This window comes from Stenotrophomonas sp. GbtcB23 (assembly GCF_019091045.1).
GTDB classification, from domain to species: domain Bacteria; phylum Pseudomonadota; class Gammaproteobacteria; order Xanthomonadales; family Xanthomonadaceae; genus Stenotrophomonas; species Stenotrophomonas rhizophila_A.
Genome location: NZ_JAGXKC010000038.1, coordinates 17,687 through 33,382, shown reverse-complemented (window position 1 = coordinate 33,382; position 15,696 = coordinate 17,687). Strand labels below are relative to the sequence as shown.

15 protein-coding genes are annotated in these 15,696 nt (G+C 66.9%); 4 read left to right on the top strand and 11 right to left on the bottom strand.

Annotated elements, in window-relative coordinates; genetic code table 11:
• The 4 genes from KVS69_RS14710 to KVS69_RS14695 all read right to left on the bottom strand — a co-directional run.
• Positions 1-180, bottom strand: a 180-nt coding sequence (locus KVS69_RS14710; RefSeq protein ID WP_217538708.1) for a hypothetical protein, incomplete at its 3' end; no start/stop codon positions are given.
• A gap of 52 nt (positions 181-232) precedes the next feature.
• Positions 233-448, bottom strand: coding sequence for a hypothetical protein (locus tag KVS69_RS14705; RefSeq protein ID WP_217538707.1), 216 nt, complete (start codon positions 446-448; stop codon positions 233-235).
• 229 nt (positions 449-677) lie between these two features.
• Positions 678-965, bottom strand: coding sequence for a hypothetical protein (locus tag KVS69_RS14700; RefSeq protein WP_217538705.1), 288 nt, complete (start codon positions 963-965; stop codon positions 678-680).
• Positions 966-995: 30 nt separating this feature from the next.
• Positions 996-1,658, bottom strand: coding sequence for a phosphotransferase (locus tag KVS69_RS14695; protein WP_217538704.1), 663 nt, complete (start codon positions 1,656-1,658; stop codon positions 996-998).
• Between the two features lie 56 nt (positions 1,659-1,714).
• Between KVS69_RS14695 and KVS69_RS14690 the strand changes: the two genes are divergently transcribed.
• Positions 1,715-3,703 carry a bifunctional DedA family/phosphatase PAP2 family protein gene (locus tag KVS69_RS14690; RefSeq protein WP_217538703.1) on the top strand — a complete coding sequence of 663 codons (1,989 nt, stop codon included), beginning with the start codon at positions 1,715-1,717 and terminating at the stop codon, positions 3,701-3,703.
• Positions 3,704-3,770: 67 nt separating this feature from the next.
• Here KVS69_RS14690 and KVS69_RS14685 read toward each other — a convergent pair whose 3' ends face one another.
• From KVS69_RS14685 to KVS69_RS14675, 3 genes are all read right to left on the bottom strand, one after another.
• Positions 3,771-4,382, bottom strand: coding sequence for an LON peptidase substrate-binding domain-containing protein (locus tag KVS69_RS14685; RefSeq protein WP_217538702.1), 612 nt, complete (start codon positions 4,380-4,382; stop codon positions 3,771-3,773).
• Between the two features lie 11 nt (positions 4,383-4,393).
• Complete coding sequence (gene mpl / locus KVS69_RS14680) at positions 4,394-5,758, bottom strand: UDP-N-acetylmuramate:L-alanyl-gamma-D-glutamyl-meso-diaminopimelate ligase (RefSeq protein ID WP_217538701.1); 1,365 nt, start codon at positions 5,756-5,758, stop codon at positions 4,394-4,396.
• A 369-nt stretch (positions 5,759-6,127) separates the two neighbouring features.
• On the bottom strand, positions 6,128-6,691 hold the full coding sequence (locus KVS69_RS14675; protein WP_068853913.1) for an adenylate kinase: 564 nt from the start codon (positions 6,689-6,691) through the stop codon (positions 6,128-6,130).
• A 139-nt stretch (positions 6,692-6,830) separates the two neighbouring features.
• Between KVS69_RS14675 and KVS69_RS14670 the strand changes: the two genes are divergently transcribed.
• Positions 6,831-8,087, top strand: a complete 1,257-nt coding sequence (locus KVS69_RS14670; protein ID WP_093533629.1) for a 6-phosphofructokinase — start codon at positions 6,831-6,833, stop codon at positions 8,085-8,087.
• A gap of 63 nt (positions 8,088-8,150) precedes the next feature.
• On the opposite strand, the gene KVS69_RS14665 is transcribed toward KVS69_RS14670, so the two are convergent.
• Positions 8,151-8,654, bottom strand: coding sequence for a hypothetical protein (locus tag KVS69_RS14665; protein WP_217538700.1), 504 nt, complete (start codon positions 8,652-8,654; stop codon positions 8,151-8,153).
• Between the two features lie 351 nt (positions 8,655-9,005).
• On the opposite strand from KVS69_RS14665, the gene KVS69_RS14660 reads away from it, so the two are divergent.
• Complete coding sequence (locus KVS69_RS14660; RefSeq protein WP_093533627.1) at positions 9,006-11,033, top strand: sodium-translocating pyrophosphatase; 2,028 nt, start codon at positions 9,006-9,008, stop codon at positions 11,031-11,033.
• A 194-nt stretch (positions 11,034-11,227) separates the two neighbouring features.
• On the opposite strand, the gene KVS69_RS14655 is transcribed toward KVS69_RS14660, so the two are convergent.
• Positions 11,228-11,590 carry a YbaN family protein gene (locus tag KVS69_RS14655; RefSeq protein ID WP_093533626.1) on the bottom strand — a complete coding sequence of 121 codons (363 nt, stop codon included), beginning with the start codon at positions 11,588-11,590 and terminating at the stop codon, positions 11,228-11,230.
• Between the two features lie 28 nt (positions 11,591-11,618).
• On the bottom strand, positions 11,619-12,206 hold the full coding sequence (locus KVS69_RS14650; protein WP_217538699.1) for a biliverdin-producing heme oxygenase: 588 nt from the start codon (positions 12,204-12,206) through the stop codon (positions 11,619-11,621).
• 181 nt (positions 12,207-12,387) lie between these two features.
• On the opposite strand from KVS69_RS14650, the gene KVS69_RS14645 reads away from it, so the two are divergent.
• Positions 12,388-12,633 carry a DUF2789 domain-containing protein gene (locus tag KVS69_RS14645; RefSeq protein ID WP_068854771.1) on the top strand — a complete coding sequence of 82 codons (246 nt, stop codon included), beginning with the start codon at positions 12,388-12,390 and terminating at the stop codon, positions 12,631-12,633.
• Positions 12,634-12,673: 40 nt separating this feature from the next.
• On the opposite strand, the gene KVS69_RS14640 is transcribed toward KVS69_RS14645, so the two are convergent.
• Positions 12,674-15,598, bottom strand: a complete 2,925-nt coding sequence (locus KVS69_RS14640; protein WP_217538697.1) for a TonB-dependent receptor — start codon at positions 15,596-15,598, stop codon at positions 12,674-12,676.
• Positions 15,599-15,696: the final 98 nt, after the last annotated feature.

Here is a 15,696-nt window from a genome sequence, read left to right as displayed (position 1 = left end):
TGCACATGCATCGACCAACTCATCAGACAAATCCAAAGTCGCCACTCGGCCGGGGTCGACGGCCTGCCAGCAGAAAACAATGAAATCCGCGATGAGCTCATCATTCGCATGATCAGACAGGCGGCGCCTGTACTCGGCGAGTGCCTCTCCAATATCTGCGGGTTCAACAAAACTGCTCATTACCTCACCTTCCTGCGGCGTTGACCCCAGTATTCACAATCTCATTGGTGCTTCAGAGTCCGTAGAGGGAATCGAAGAATTCCCTCCAGAGTCGTGCGACCCGATTCCGCGCCCCACGCCGCAGCGCGGCAATGACGGTTGCGACCAACGCGCACAACAGCAGAAAGCCACACACAAGCAGCCCCACCCAGCCGGGCATCGCGCAATACGCCCAGATGCCGAGCGCGAGCGCTGCCAGTGCGAGTGCTACGTGGGGCGTATTAAGCATGCGCTTTTCCATCGAGGTGAGCGAATCGAGGCAACATATACCTGACCACTCCAATCTACAAACAAGGGGTAGCAACCTCGATCTTCGTAATTGCGCGCTTGAGTTCGTCGTAAGGACTGATCGCAGGGGAAATATCAACCAGTTCCCCTTGGCCTCGAGAGGCGCTGTTTGCGCCAAGGCTCTGTTCAAGCTGGGCAGAGCACTTTTCGAGCTACAGGATTCATCAGCATCAACCCATTTCAGGCTTGGCATTCAAGCCAAGCATCGCCATTACAGGCGCCACGGCGCGCCTGATCTGAACTTCGTCGCGATACCCCGGGTAGTCCCAATCCTCACGCGGATACGGACTGAACCACACCACCTCATCGAAGAGCGAGCCTAGACACGCACACAGATCGTCCGGCAGGATCGACCTATCGACATGAAAGTTCCAGAGGTCTTCGAACTTCCTGCAGAATGCATCGACCTCAACCCGACCTTCATTGAGGGCAGCCAACGCCGCCTTGATCCTCTGCATGTCGCTACTCATGTGGCACATAGCTGTCGATCAGGGCTTCGGCCCCTGCCCTTCGTTGTCTTCCCAGTGCAGGATCTTCCGGGTCACGACCCGGTACACCGGCTTGCCGGTGCGGAACCACAGGTCGCGCACCCACGAGTGGCGCTTGAGCACCCGCTTTTCCACCGGAGTGAGCGACTCGCGGCAGTACATGCGCTTGTGCTTGAGCAGGTGGCGCAGGTCTTCGCGGGCCAGCAGGCGCATCCAGCGCGAGCGCGGGTTGCCGATCACGGCCAGCTGGAAGTCGATCAGCGCTGGGCTGCCGTCTTCGCGCACCAGCCAGTTCGCTTCCTTGGCCAGGTCGTTGTGGGCGATGCCGTGGCGGTGCACCCGCTGCAGCAACCGACGTGCGGCGCGGAAGTAGGCTACGTCGCCACGCGGCGGGCGCTGGTACATGGCGTCGCCGGCCATGAAGCTGCGGTCCAGCCAGCGGCCGTTCCAGGCCAGCAGCGCCGGGGTGTCGGGCATGCCATTCAGATGCGCCAGCGCGCGGGCTTCACGCCGGGCCAGCCACCAGGCCGGCAGCCGCAGCCACCACGGGGTGGCGCCCAGGTCGCGGCGGACGAAGCGCGTGCCGCCCTCCTCCATCAGCAGGATGCGGCCAAAACTGTCGGCCTTGAGGGCGTGTGCGGCAGGCGGGAGCGGGCGATTCATGCCGGCCATTCTAGCTGGCCGGGAGTCAGTCACTTTGGCCCCTCTATAATCCCCCGATGGACTCGTCATGGATCGATGCCACGCTTGCGTGGATCTCAGCTCACCCCGTGCTTGCCGGTGCGGTCATCTTCCTCATCGCCTTCTGCGATGCCGTCATCGTGCTTGGCGCCATCGTGCCCGCGCTGCCGCTGCTGTTCGCAGTGGGCGTGTTCATCGGCCTGGGCCAGATCTCCGGACCGTACGCCGTGGCGTGCGCGGCGCTGGGTGCGTTCGCCGGCGATGGCATCAGCTACTGGATCGGCCGGCGCTGGGGTGACCGGCTGCGCGGCTTCTGGCCGTTCAGCCGCTACCCGCAGCTGCTCGACCGTGGCGAGACGATGTTCCGCCGCAATGCCTTCAAGAGCATCCTGGTGGCGCGCTATGTGGGCGCGATCCGTCCGTTCGTGCCGGCCATCGCCGGCATGATGAACATGCCGGCCATGCGTTATGTGCAGGCCAGCGGCATCGCCAGCCTGTCCTGGGCGGTGCTGTTCCTGGCCCCGGGCTGGGTGCTGGGCGAGGCCTACGACGCGGTGGCCGCCGTGGCCGGGCGGCTGGTGATGGTGCTGGCATTGGTCGGCGTGGTGATGGGCGTGGTCTGGGCGATCGTGCTGTACGGCTACCGCTGGTCGGCCGCGCGCATGGACAGCTGGCTGGCCGGCCTGCTGCGCTGGTCGCAGCGCCACCCGACCCTGGGTCGCTACTCGGTGTCGGTGTTCGATCCGCAGCGCCGTGAATCGGTCCCGCTGGCGATGCTGGCATTGATGCTGCTGTTGCTGGGCTGGTGCTGGTTCGCCTTGCTGATGGCGGTGGTGGCCCACGGCGAACCGCTCAGCCTGGACCTGGCCGTGCACCAGGCGATGCTGGCGCTGCGCAATCCGCTGGCTGATTACCCGATGGCGGCGCTGGCCTCGCTGGGTGCCTGGCCGGTGCTGCTGCCTGCCACGGCAGTCACGATGGGCTACCTGATCTGGCGCCGGCGCTGGATGGCGGCCGCGCACTGGCTGGCCGCACTGGCCTTCGGTCTGGCGCTGACCAAGCTGCTGGGCGCCACGGTGACCGTGGTGCGCCCGCCGGGGGCGAGCAGCGGCTTCGGCTTCCCGTCGGTGTCGGTGACCATGGCCACCATCACCTTCGGTTTCTTTGCGGTACTGATCGCGCGCGAGCTGCCCGGCCGCACCCGCGTGTGGCCGTACCTGCTGTCGGGCATCATCGTCAGCCTGATCGGCTTCTCGCGGCTGTACCTGGGCGCGCACTGGCTGAGCGACGTGGTCGGCGGGATGCTGTTCGGCATCTTCTGGCTGCTGGTGCTGGGCATCGCCTACCGCCGCCGCTTCAACCGCTCGTTCTGGGTCAAGCCGGTGTCGTGGCTGTTCTACGGTACTTTTGCGGTGGCCGCGCTGTGGTATGCGCCGCGCAATACCGAGGCGAAGCTGGAGCGTTTCGAGCCGGCCCAGCCGGCGCCGGCCAATGTGGCCGCGCAGGACTGGTGGGGCAGCCAGTGGCGCACCCAGCCTTCGCGCCGCAATGAATTCGATGATGACCAGCGCTGGCCGCTGGACGTGCAGGTGGCCGGGCCGCTGGCGCCGCTGCGCGAGCGCCTGGAAAGCCAGGGCTGGCGCGTGCAGCCGCAGGCGGGTTGGGAACAGGCGCTGCTGATGCTGGACAAGTCGGCCACCCCGGACGAAGTGCCGGTGCTGCCGGCCACGCTGGATACGCAGGTTGAATCGCTGCTGCTGCTGCGCCCGGGCAATGCGCCCAACGAGATCTTCGCGCTGCGCCTGTGGCCGGCCGCTACCCAGCTGCAGCCGGGCGACCAGCCGTTGTGGCTGGGCAGCGCGCAGACGCTGCACTACCAGCACTTCCACCTGATCGGGATGTGGCGGCCGATGCGCGGCATCGATCCGTCGCTGAAGGCGGTGCGCGAGGCGCTGGAAGGGTTGCCGCAGGAGGTCGGAACGCATCCTGAGACCGGCATGCCGGTGTTGCGCGTGCGGACGTATTGAGAGCGATCACGACCAACGGTCGTGATCTACCGGTCGGGGACACCCGGTCGGGGTCAGCCGGTTCGGGTTACCAGTTCTCGTCGATCGGCGTCGAGTTGGCCGGCATCCAGCGCAGCAGTGCGTCCAAGCGCTGGTGCGGGTCATCGTGCTGCAGCAGCTGCAGGCGCTGCGATTCCTCCAGCGGCAGCAGTTCGGCCAGCCGCCAGCCGACCCAGGCGGCCTGGTCCAGCAGCGCCGGATGCGCGGGCGCGAACGCGGTGCCGGCCTGTTCGATGATGTGGCCAAGCACGGTGGACAGCAGCGCGTGTTCCGGGTGCAGCTCGTCGTCGTGGTCGGGCGTACTCCATTCCACCTCGGCCATGATCAGGCCGTTGTCGCGCACCCGCACCTGGCGCACATGGAACCGGCGATGGCCGCGCAGGCGCAGCACCAGCACGCCATCGTCGCCCATGTCGAAATCGTCGATGCGCGCTTCCACCCCGTGCGCGGCCGGGGTGGCCGGGGCCCCGACTTCATCACCGTCCAGGATCAGGCAGACCCCGAAGTGGGTGTTGTTGCGGCTGCACTCGCGCAGCATGTCCAGGTAGCGGCGCTCGAACACGCGCAGGCCCAGCGTGGCGCCGGGCAGCAGCACCGCGTGCAGCGGGAACAGCGGCAGCGTGGCAACGGAATCGGTCATGGCCAACCCGATCACCGCGCCTGCAGCTGGGCCAGGAAGCGGCGCGGCGCGCCGTCGAAGCCGCCATTGGACATGAACACCACATGGTCGCCCGGCTGCACGGTGGCACCCAGTCGTGCCAGCAGTGCGTCGGTATCGGGCACGGCGTGCGCGTCGCCGCGCATGGCGGCGATCACGCTGGCCGCATCCCAGGCCAGTTCCGGCCGGTGCAGGAACACCACCGCGTCAGCCAGCGCCAGCGAAGGGGCCAGCGCATCGGCGTGTGCGCCCAGCCGCATCGAGTTGCTGCGCGGCTCCATCGCGACCACGATGCGGCGCTGGCCGATCTTGGCGCGCAGGCCTTCCAGCGTGGTGCGGATGGCGGTGGGATGATGGGCGAAATCGTCGTAGACCGTGATGTCGTCGGCCCTGCCGATCACTTCCATGCGCCGCTTGACGCTGCGGAACCGTGCCAATGCCGGGATCACGCTGGCCGGCGCAACGCCTACCGCGTGCGCGGCGGCCAATGCGGCCAGGCCGTTGAGCACGTTGTGGCGACCCAGCAGCGACCAGCGCACTTCGCCCAGCGCCACGCCACGGTGGTGCACGATGAAGGCGCTGCCGTCGGCATTGACCAGTTCGGCATGCCATTCCAACCCGGGATCGAAACCGAAGCGTTCTACCGGCGTCCAGCAGCCCATCGCCAGCACTTCGGACAGGTAGGTGTCTTCGCCGTTGACGATCAGCCGTCCGCGCGCGGGCACGGTGCGCACCAGGTGGTGGAACTGGCGCTGGATCGCGGCCACGTCCGGGAAAATGTCGGCGTGGTCGTATTCGAGGTTGTTGAGAATCGCCACCAGCGGGCGGTAGTGCACGAACTTGCTGCGCTTGTCGAAGAACGCCGTGTCGTACTCGTCGGCCTCGACCACGAACTCGCGGCCCTGCCCCACCCGTGCGGACACGCCGAAATCCTCGGCGACGCCGCCGATCAGGAAGCCCGGCTCGCGGCCGGCGGCCTGCAGCAGCCAGGTCAGGATGGTGGTAGTGGTGGTCTTGCCATGGGTACCGGCCACGGCCAGCGTGTCGCGGCCCGGCAGCACCTGTTCGGACAGCCACTGCGCGCCGGAGATGTAGCGCTGCCCGGCATCCAGCACCGCTTCCACGGCCGGGTTGCCACGCGACAACGCGTTGCCGACCACGACTTCATCGCAATCGCGGGCCACGCTGTCGGCGCGATAGCCCGGGGCCAGGGCGATGCCCAGCTGTTCCAGCTGGGTGGACATCGGCGGATAGATCGCCTGGTCGCTGCCACGGACCGTATGGCCCAGTTCCCGCGCCAGGGCGGCCACGCCGCCCATGAAGGTGCCGGCAATTCCAAGAATGTGGATCGTGCTCATCACCCGATTGTCGCCCAAAGCCCACTCTGAAGGGGAGACGCAAAGCATCTGGGGGGTAGCCCCCTGAGTCAGGGGGCGGCCGTGCAGCGGCCGGGGTATGGACGCAGACAATGGGGCCCGCTGTTTGCAGAGCAGACTGTGGGACGACAGCGCGCGGCTTTACGCGTGCTGTCAGGGAATTCCCGATAGCGGCGTACTGTGAACACGTACACAATTCAGCGCGCCAGCCGCACTACCCCCGATGGTCCTACTCCCCAAGAGGCCGTCCCCAGGGGGGGCTCATGGTGTGGGGCCCTGAGCAGGCCCGATCGCTGGCGCTCTACACCGCACGCCCGGTTCCGATAGGACCGGGCGTGCGCGTGTAGGTTGTCAGCGCTTGAGCGCTGCCTGGATGCGCGCTTCCACGTCGGCAAGCTCGCCAACGCCATCAACGCGCGCCAGGGTGCCGCGGCCCGCATAGAAATCCACCACCGGCGCGGTCTGGTCGGTGTAGACCTGCAGGCGTTTGCGCACCGATTCGGGATTGTCATCGGCGCGGCCCTGTTCCTGGGCGCGGCCGGCAATGCGCTCGACCAGCAGTTCGCTCGGCACATCCAGCTGCACCACCGCGTCCAGCGGCTGGCCGATCTTGGCCAGCACGGCGTCCAGCGCGTTGGCCTGGGCCACGTTGCGCGGGTAACCGTCCAGGATGAAGCCATTGGCCACGTCTGCCTGGCCCAGGCGCGATTCCAGCATGCCCAGCAGGATGTCATCGGACACCAGGTTGCCGGCGTCCATCACGGCCTTGGCCTGCTTGCCCAGCTCGGTGCCGGCAGCCACTTCGGCGCGCAGCAGGTCACCGGTGGAAATGTGCGCAATGTTCAGGTGTTCCTTCAGGCGCGTCGCCTGCGTCCCCTTGCCCGAACCGGGCGGTCCCAACAGAACCAATCGCATCAACCTGACTCCAACTTGGTAAAAAACGGAAGGGCGCGCGCCCGGGATTGTCCACAATCACGCTGCACCGCAATACGCGCACTTTACCTCATACCGGTAATGTCCCTGCAATGTCCTTCCCCCCGACAAAGGTCCCACCATGTCCAAAGGTACCCTGCTGTACGCCCAGTCAGGCGGCGTCACCGCCGTCATCAATGCCACCGCCTCGGCGGTGATCAGCACCGCCAGGGCCAAGGGAATCAAGGTCTTGGCCGCGCGCAACGGCATCCTGGGCGCGCTGCGCGAGGAGCTGATCGACACCTCGAAGGAGTCGGCGGCGGCGATTGCGGCGCTGGCCCATACCCCCGGCGGCGCCTTCGGCTCCTGCCGCTACAAGCTCAAATCGCTGGAGGCCGACCGGGCCCGCTACGAGCGCCTGCTGGCGGTGCTGCGCGCCCACGACGTGCGCTGGTTCCTCTACAACGGCGGCAACGATTCGGCCGATACCGCCTGGAAGGTCTCCCAGCTGGCCAAGGCCTTCGATTACGACCTCACCTGCATCGGCGTGCCCAAGACCATCGACAACGACCTGGCGGTGACCGACACCTGCCCAGGCTTCGGTTCGGCGGCCAAGTACACCGCTGTGTCGGTGCGCGAGGCGGCGCTGGACGTGGCGGCCATGGCCGAAACCTCCACCAAGGTGTTCGTGTACGAGGCCATGGGCCGGCATGCGGGCTGGCTGGCGGCTGCGGCCGGGCTGGCCGGAAACGGACCGGACGAAGCCCCGCATATCATCCTGCTGCCCGAGCGCGCCTACGACGAAGCCGCGTTCCTGGCCAAGGTGAAGCAGGTGGTGGAACGCGTGGGCCACTGCGTGGTGGTGGCCTCCGAAGGCATCCAGACCGCCGATGGCCGGTTCGTGGCAGATGCCGGCGGCGGCAAGGATTCGTTCGGGCACACCCAGCTGGGCGGGGTGGCCTCGCAGTTGGCCGCGCGGGTCAAGGACACGCTGGGCTACAAGGTGCACTGGACCCTGCCCGACTACCTGCAGCGCTCGGCCCGGCACATTGCCTCGAAGACCGACTGGGAACAGGCGCAGGCGGTGGGAAAGGCGGCGGTGCAGTACGCGCTGAAGGGTCAGAACGCGGTGATGCCGGTGATCGTGCGCAGCAGCGACGCCCCGTACCGCTGGAAGATCGAGCCGGCGCCGCTGCACAAGGTGGCCAACCACGAGAAGAAGATGCCGGCCGGCTTCATCCGCCGCGATGGCTTCGGGATAACCGACAAGGCCCGCGCGTACCTGTCGCCGCTGATCAAGGGCGAGGCACCGCTGCCCTACGGCACCGATGGACTGCCGAAATACGTGACCCTGAAGAATGTGGCGGTGAAGAAGAAGCTGCCAACATTTGAGGCGTAACGGGCCTGCGGACACTGTGCAGCCACGCAGTGCGTGGCTCTACGGGCGTTTTTGCTGCGCGCGTTACGGGCAGGCCTTGCCTTCCACGGTCATCTTCGCCGCGAACATCGGAATCTCCGCGATCTGGCCGGCAGCGGCCTGCTTCTTGGCGTCTTCCAGGTAGATGCGCGACTGGCCCTGGCCATCGAGCTGCAGCTTCTGTTCCATCGGCAGGCGCCAGACCCTCACTACTGCCTGCTGGGTGGGACAGGCCGCGCTGGGCACGCGGATCACGTCGTTGAGCTTCCAGCCTTTGGCTTCGCTGGGCTGCGCCTTGTCGAAGTCGACGAACTTCGCGCGTGGCTGGCACTGCTCGCTGGTGCGGGCGACCACGAACCGGTAGGGCTGCGCTGCGTCGCCGGTGAAGGTGCCTTCCAGGCGGGCACAGGCTTCGGGGATCTGGCGCAGGGTGTGGGTGACGTTCACTGCCTGGGCTGCGCCGACCGGACGCTGGCGTTCGGGGGTTTCGGCGGCAGTAGCCGCAAAGGCAGGAAGCAGGGCCAGCAGGAAGAGGTGGCGGGGGGACATGCGGGAAGCCTCCGTTGGGGTGGAGTGAGGGTGGCTTGGGCGGGATGAACGGTGTGGCAAGGGGGGCGCACGCGGGGCTGATGGGATTGCACCAACCGCGGAGCCGACCAACGGTCGGCGCTACAGCCTCGTGCGCCTTGGATCAGGGCTTCGTTGGGCTGTTCGGCGCAATCGCTGGGCAGGGGCGATGATTTCACTGCATACTCGGGGGCACCAGGGATTGCTGAACAAAGCCACACGCTTGATGACCGGGTACGGTCTGAACGGGTTGGTCCATCGTTGCAGCCCGTTGTGCCCCGCGTGGTGAGGTTCGTCCGTCAACTGGATGCCATCCATCACCCGGGAGGGGACATGCTGGAACGTTATGGGCTTTCTCTGGCGCTGTTCTGCGCCATTCTCGCAATTCTCTACGGCATCGTGTCGGCACGCTGGATCCTCCGGCAACCGGCGGGCAATGCCCGGATGCAGGAAATCGCCGCCGCCATCCAGGAAGGCGCGCGCGCCTACCTCAACCGCCAATACCTCACCATCGGCATCGCCGGCGCGGTGCTGTTCGTGCTGGTCGGCATCTTCCTCAGCTGGTACACCGCGATCGGGTTCGCGATCGGTGCGGTGCTGTCCGGTGCGGCCGGTTACATCGGCATGAACGTGTCGGTGCGGGCCAACGTACGCACCGCCGAAGCGGCACGCCATGGCCTCAGTGCCGCCATGGACGTAGCGTTCCGTGGCGGTGCGATCACCGGCATGCTGGTGGTCGGGCTGGGCCTGCTCGGCGTGGCCGGCTATTACGCGCTGCTGCTGCGGATGGGGCTGGACACTGCCGCAGCGCTGCACGCGCTGGTTGGATTGGCATTCGGCTCCTCGCTGATTTCGATCTTCGCCCGGCTGGGCGGTGGCATCTTCACCAAGGGTGCCGACGTGGGCGCGGACCTGGTCGGCAAGGTCGAAGCCGGCATTCCCGAGGATGACCCGCGCAACCCGGCGGTGATTGCCGACAACGTGGGCGACAACGTGGGCGACTGCGCCGGCATGGCCGCCGACCTGTTCGAAACCTACGCGGTGACGGTGATCGCCACCATGCTGCTGGGCAGCCTGATGATCGCCGAAGCCGGTCGCAACGCGATCCTGTATCCACTGGTACTGGGCGGGGTGTCGATCATCGCGTCGATCATCGGCGCGCTGTTCGTCAAGGTGAAGCCGGGCGGCTCGATCATGGGCGCGCTGTACAAGGGCGTGATCGTGTCGGGCGTGCTGGCCGCCATCGCCTTCTACCCGATCACCTTGCAACTGATGCCGGACAACGCCCACGGGGCAACGAACCTGTACATCTGCGCGCTGATCGGGCTGGTGCTGACCGGGCTGATCGTGTGGATCACCGAGTACTACACCGGCACCCAGTACAAGCCGGTGCAGCATGTGGCACAGGCCTCCACCACCGGGCACGGCACCAACATCATCGCTGGCCTGGGCGTGTCGATGAAGTCCACCGCGCTGCCGGTGATCGCGGTGTGCCTGGCGATCTGGCTGGCGCACCTGCACGGCGGGTTGTACGGCATCGCCATCGCGGCCACCGCGATGCTGTCGATGGCCGGCATGATCGTGGCGCTGGATGCGTACGGGCCGATCACCGACAACGCCGGCGGCATCGCCGAAATGGCCGAGCTGCCCCCGGAGATCCGCAACATCACCGATCCGCTCGATGCGGTGGGCAACACCACCAAGGCGGTGACCAAGGGCTATGCGATTGGTTCGGCGGCATTGGCCGCGCTGGTGCTGTTCGCCGATTACACCCACAACCTGCAGGCCGCGCATCCGGGTGAAGTGTTCGCCTTCGACCTGTCCGACCACACGGTGATCATCGGCCTGCTGATCGGCGGGTTGATCCCCTACCTGTTCGGCGCGATGGCGATGGAAGCAGTGGGCCGCGCCGCCGGTGCGGTGGTGGAAGAAGTGCGCCGGCAGTTCCGCGAAATTCCCGGGATCATGGAAGGCACCGGCAAGCCGCAGTACGACCGCGCAGTGGACATGCTGACCCGCTCGGCGATCCGCGAAATGATCGTGCCTTCGCTGTTGCCGGTCGCGGTGCCGGTGGTGGTGGGCCTGCTGCTGGGGCCGCGTGCGCTGGGCGGGCTGTTGATCGGCACCATCGTGACCGGCCTGTTCGTGGCGATCTCGATGACCACCGGCGGCGGTGCCTGGGACAACGCCAAGAAGTACATCGAAGACGGCCACTTCGGCGGCAAGGGCAGCGAGGCGCACAAGGCCGCGGTGACCGGCGATACCGTGGGTGATCCCTACAAGGACACCGCCGGCCCGGCGATCAATCCGCTGATCAAGATCATCAACATCGTGGCGCTGCTGCTGGTGCCGTTGTTGTAACGGTCATGGTGCCGCGACACCTTACAGGGTGTCGCGGTATCGGTTTCGTTCGACGTTCCGTGCTACGCGCAAGGCGGATTACGTGCACAGGATCATGGCTTTGACACGCATGGCGTGTCACTACGATCCATGGTCGCTCGAGTCCGTAGCGACACGCCGTGCGTGTCCCATGGGGTGTCGCCCCACCCGCACCATCACGGCAACGGGGTCGGGCGTGACAGCACGTAGGCTGCGCTCGCCGCGAAAAATACGCCTACGCCAAGCAGCAACGGCCACGACGGCCTCGCGCCCCAGCAGAACATCGCAAACCCGAACGCCATGCCGCCGGCGGCAAATGCCTTGCCCTTGCGACTCACCGCGCCCTGCTCGCGCCAGGCGCGCAGCGACGGGCCGTAACGCGGATGCTCCAGCAGCCTGCGCTCGAAGCGCGGTGAGCTGCGCGCGAAGCAACCCACTGCCAGGATCAGGAAGATGGTGGTGGGCATCACCGGCAACAGCGCGCCGATCACCCCCAGCGCCACCATCACCCAGCCCAGGCAGAACCAGAGCCAGCGCATCAGCGCGACACGGCGCGCACGCCCCTGCTCATGCGAATTCCAGCTCCACGTGATCGTGCACGCTGCGGAACGCGGCATCGGCCGCATCGATCATCTGCTGCTCTTCGACGTCGGTGAGTACGACGCGGTCCAGCGCGGCGGTGAACTCGCGCCAGTGGCGTGCGGCACCATCGGGATGCGCGGCCAGGTGGCGTGCGCCGAAGTCCGCATCCAGGCCCAGCTGCGCGGCCATCTTGTACAGGATGGTGCCGCCCAGGTTGGAGCCTTCAGCCACGTACAACCAGCCCAGTGCGGCAGCCAGTGGCAGGTCCGGGTCCAGCCGCAGCGGCACCGGGCCCGGCAGGGTCTGTTCCAGATCGCGCAGGTCGCGGGTGACCTGCGGCAGCCGCCGGCGTTCGGCCAGGTCGGGCAGCAGCGCATCCAGCGCGGCGTTGGCGTACAGGCCATCGATATCGCGGTGGAAGCGGTACTGGACCCGCAGGAAGCGCGCGAACCGCCCACGGTCGGCGAAGATCTCGCCGGCCATGATGCGCTTGTCCAGCGCGCCGTGGCTGTCTCGGGTGGCGGCCTTCAGGCGCTGGCTGCGGGTCGCTTCAAGGGTATCGGTGGCGTTCATGGCGTTCTGGCAGAAAGAAGGTGGCAGCGCCGGGCAAGGTCCGGCACAGGGATAAGACGCCTGTCGCGCAGACTACCCCAACCCGGATTGCCGGTGCTGCCCTCCCCCCCATTCCGGCGATGCCATCCTCACCTTGGGGTGTTGATAATGGAGCATTCTTCCGCCCACAAGGATTGCCATGATGGACACCACCGAATCGCGCATGACCAACCTGTTCGAGCAGTTGGGGTTGGACTCCAGCCCGGAGGCCATTGCGGCGTTCATCCGGGCGCACCAGCTGCCCGGCGACGTGACCTTGGCCGAAGCCACTTACTGGAGCGATGCGCAGCGTCAGTTCCTGCGCGAAGAGCTGAAGGAAGATGCGGATTGGGCGATCGTGGTAGATGAGTTGAACGAGGCGCTGCACGCGGATGCGACCGCCCGTTAGCGTACGCGCGAGCCGGGCAGAGCCCGGCTCGCGGGTTTTCTCAATACCGCCAGGTGACCGCCAGGCGCATGATCCGGCCAGGGGCCGGCATGACGCCCAGTGCGAGCGGGTCGAGGTAGTAGCGGTCGGTCAGGTTGTCCACGTTGAAGTCGACCGCCAGCTGCTCGCTGGCCTGCCAGCTGGCGAACACGTCCACGATGGTCGCCGGCTGGTACAGCTGCTGGATCGCCGACAGGCCCACGTTCCATTCCTTGTCCAGTTTGCTGATCGGACCGCTGTTGTGGATCACGCGGGTGCCGAAGCTCAGCCGCTGGTCCAGCAGCCGTGAGCCCAGCGTCAGGTTGACCGTGTAGCGCGGCGGATTCTGGGTGTTGCTGTAGGACCCCTCGAACCCACCGTCGACGCAGTCCGGCGTCTTGGCCAGTTCTTCGTTCTTTCGCTGCACGCCGTATGCGCGGCGCTCGGCGGCGATGTCCGGGGCGCAGGTCTTGGCTTCGAAGTAGTAATGCGCCGACAGATCGGCGAACACCTTGCCGGCGTCATAGCTGGACTGGAACTCCAGGCCGGAGACCTTGAAACGGTCGATGTTGCGGATATAGCCGGCCGACAGCGTGCGGTAGTCGCGCGTGATCAGATCGTCGATGCGGGTGTTGAAGTAGGCCAGCTTGAACGCAGCCTGGTCGCCTTCGGCAAACAGATCATGACGCACGGTGCTGGCGCCCACTTCCCAGGTGCCCGCGCGCTCGGGCTTGAGTTCGCCGCCCACCGGCTTGGCCGCGGTGAACAGGCCCAGAGTGCTTTCGAACAGGCTGGGCAGCTTCACGCCTTCGGCGTACTTGAGGTAGACCAGGGTGTCTTCATCGGCGTGCCAGGTGACGCTGGCGGTGGGCATGAACGCGTTGTCGGTACGGCGGATCGGCTGCGACCAGGTCCAGCTGGTGGGCACGACCAGGTCTTCGGTGGCGGTGACATCGTGGAAATTCCAGCCGGTGATGTCGGCCACCGTGCCCTTCTTGTACGGCGAAGCCAGCAGCGAGGCCTCGGTGAACTGGCCGTTCGCATCCGGGTACCAGTTGAGCATGGCGATCCGCTGCGCGCGCCACGCCGGCAGCGCCGGGTTGCCGTTGAGCAGCTGGGTATAGCGGTACTGGCCGATCACTTCCTCGGTTTCCGGGGTGGCCAGGCGGTTGCGGTCGTGGATGCTGACGCGGTTGAAGCGGCCACCCACCAGGATGTCCCAGCGCTCGCCCGGCTGCCATTTCATCGAGGCCACCGCGCTGTATTCCCTGCGCGTGGCATTGCGCAGGAAGCGGTTGTTGACCAGGTCATCGTGCATGATCGGCGCGCTGTCGCCCGGGCCCACGTCTTCATCGCTGAAGGACAGCCCGTAGTCGAAGGTGAACAGGCCGGCGCTGTCGGTAGTCATCACCATGGTGTTGGACACGTCCAGGCCGAACCGCGTCTGGCTCATGTCGTTGCGGTAGGCATCCTTGTAACCGGGGTCGGTGTTGAAGGTCGGGCCGTCATACCATTCGGTGCGGCGGTCGAAGTACCACGGGGTAATGCCGGTCAGGCCGTTGTACATCAGGCTGTCGGCCTGGGTGTACCAGAGGTTGGCCTTCAGGTCGACGATGTCGTTGCCCGGGTTGAAGCGGTAGCGCAGGTTGTAGGCATCCAGGTCCACGCTGCCCGGCTCCCACTGCGGCACGCGGTCGCGGTCCACGCGGATGATCTGCGAGGCCATGATTTCACCCTGCCGGCCGCTGTAGTGGCGGTAGCCGGCCTCCAGCGTCTGCACGTCATCGATCCGCCAGGTGCCCTTGAGCAGCACCGAGTTGGACTTGGAGGAGGTGTTGAACACTTCGGTGTTGGGCGGGTTCAACGGTGCCAGGGTGCGCCGGGTCTGCGGGAAATCGTCGTAGCCGTGCTTGCCCGAGTAGTAGTTGCCGGTATCGCGCCAGGCGTAGGCCGCCACCAGGTCAACACCGTCCCAGTGCTTGCCGCCGGCGATGTTGAAGAACTGCCCGCCGAGGCTGCTGCGGTCGGTACCGGGGGTGCCGTTGTAGGCGGGAAGGTCACGCGCGCTGCCGTTGGAGATGCCGCTGCGCACGCGCAGGCCGGCGTCCTGGCCGTCGCGCAGCACATCGCCGATGTTCAGCGTTTCCATTTCCACCACGCCGCCGATGCCGCCCGACGCATTGGCGCCCAGGCTGGGGCCCTTGGTCACGGTGAGGCTGGAGATCAGATCCGGGTCGAGGTAGGTGCGCTGCGACTGGCCGGCATAGCCGCGGTAGGTGTCCATGGTGGACTGCCCGCCGTCGATGATCACCGGGATGCGGCTCTGGCCCTGGATGCCACGGATGTTGAGGTCCAACGCGTTGGCCGTGCGCGGATCGCCGGCGGTCACGCCGACCACGCCCTTGACGATGTCGGCGGTGGAGGTGCCACGGAAGCGCTCGAGGGTGGTCCGTGGCACGTACACGCTCGACCCGCTGCTGCGGTACTGCTCGAGCGCACGCTCGGCGGTGCCTTCGGCGCTGGCCTGGTCACCGGCCACGCGCAGGGGCGCGGTGTGGATCACGCCATCCTGGCCCTGGCCGCGCGGCGCGCGCTCCAGGGTGACCGCGCCCGGCCCCAGCGCGCGCGGCGCCAGGCCGCTGCCCTGCAGCAGCTGCGCCAGTGCGGCCTGCGCATCCAGCGCACCATGCACCGCCGTGGAGCTGGCACCGTTGGCGAGTGCGGCCGGGTAGGCCACCTGCACACCGGACTGGCGCATGTAGCTGCGCAGCGCATCGGCCAGCGGTTGGGCGGGGATATCGAACGGGCGGGCGGCGGCCAGTGGTGCGGTGTCGCCGGACTGGGCCAGTACCGGCAACGCGGTGGCCGAGGCCAGGCCGGCAGCCAACAACGCGGTGCACAGGCGGGACGGGCGCAGCATCGGCGCCGGTCGGGAAATGGGAAGCATGTTGAAACCTGTTGAGAGGCGATGCCGCGAAAGCACGGCTTCCCCGCACGGGGTGCGGGCGCTGCGACGTACGTGGCGGCGGCGGGTACGTTCGGGGG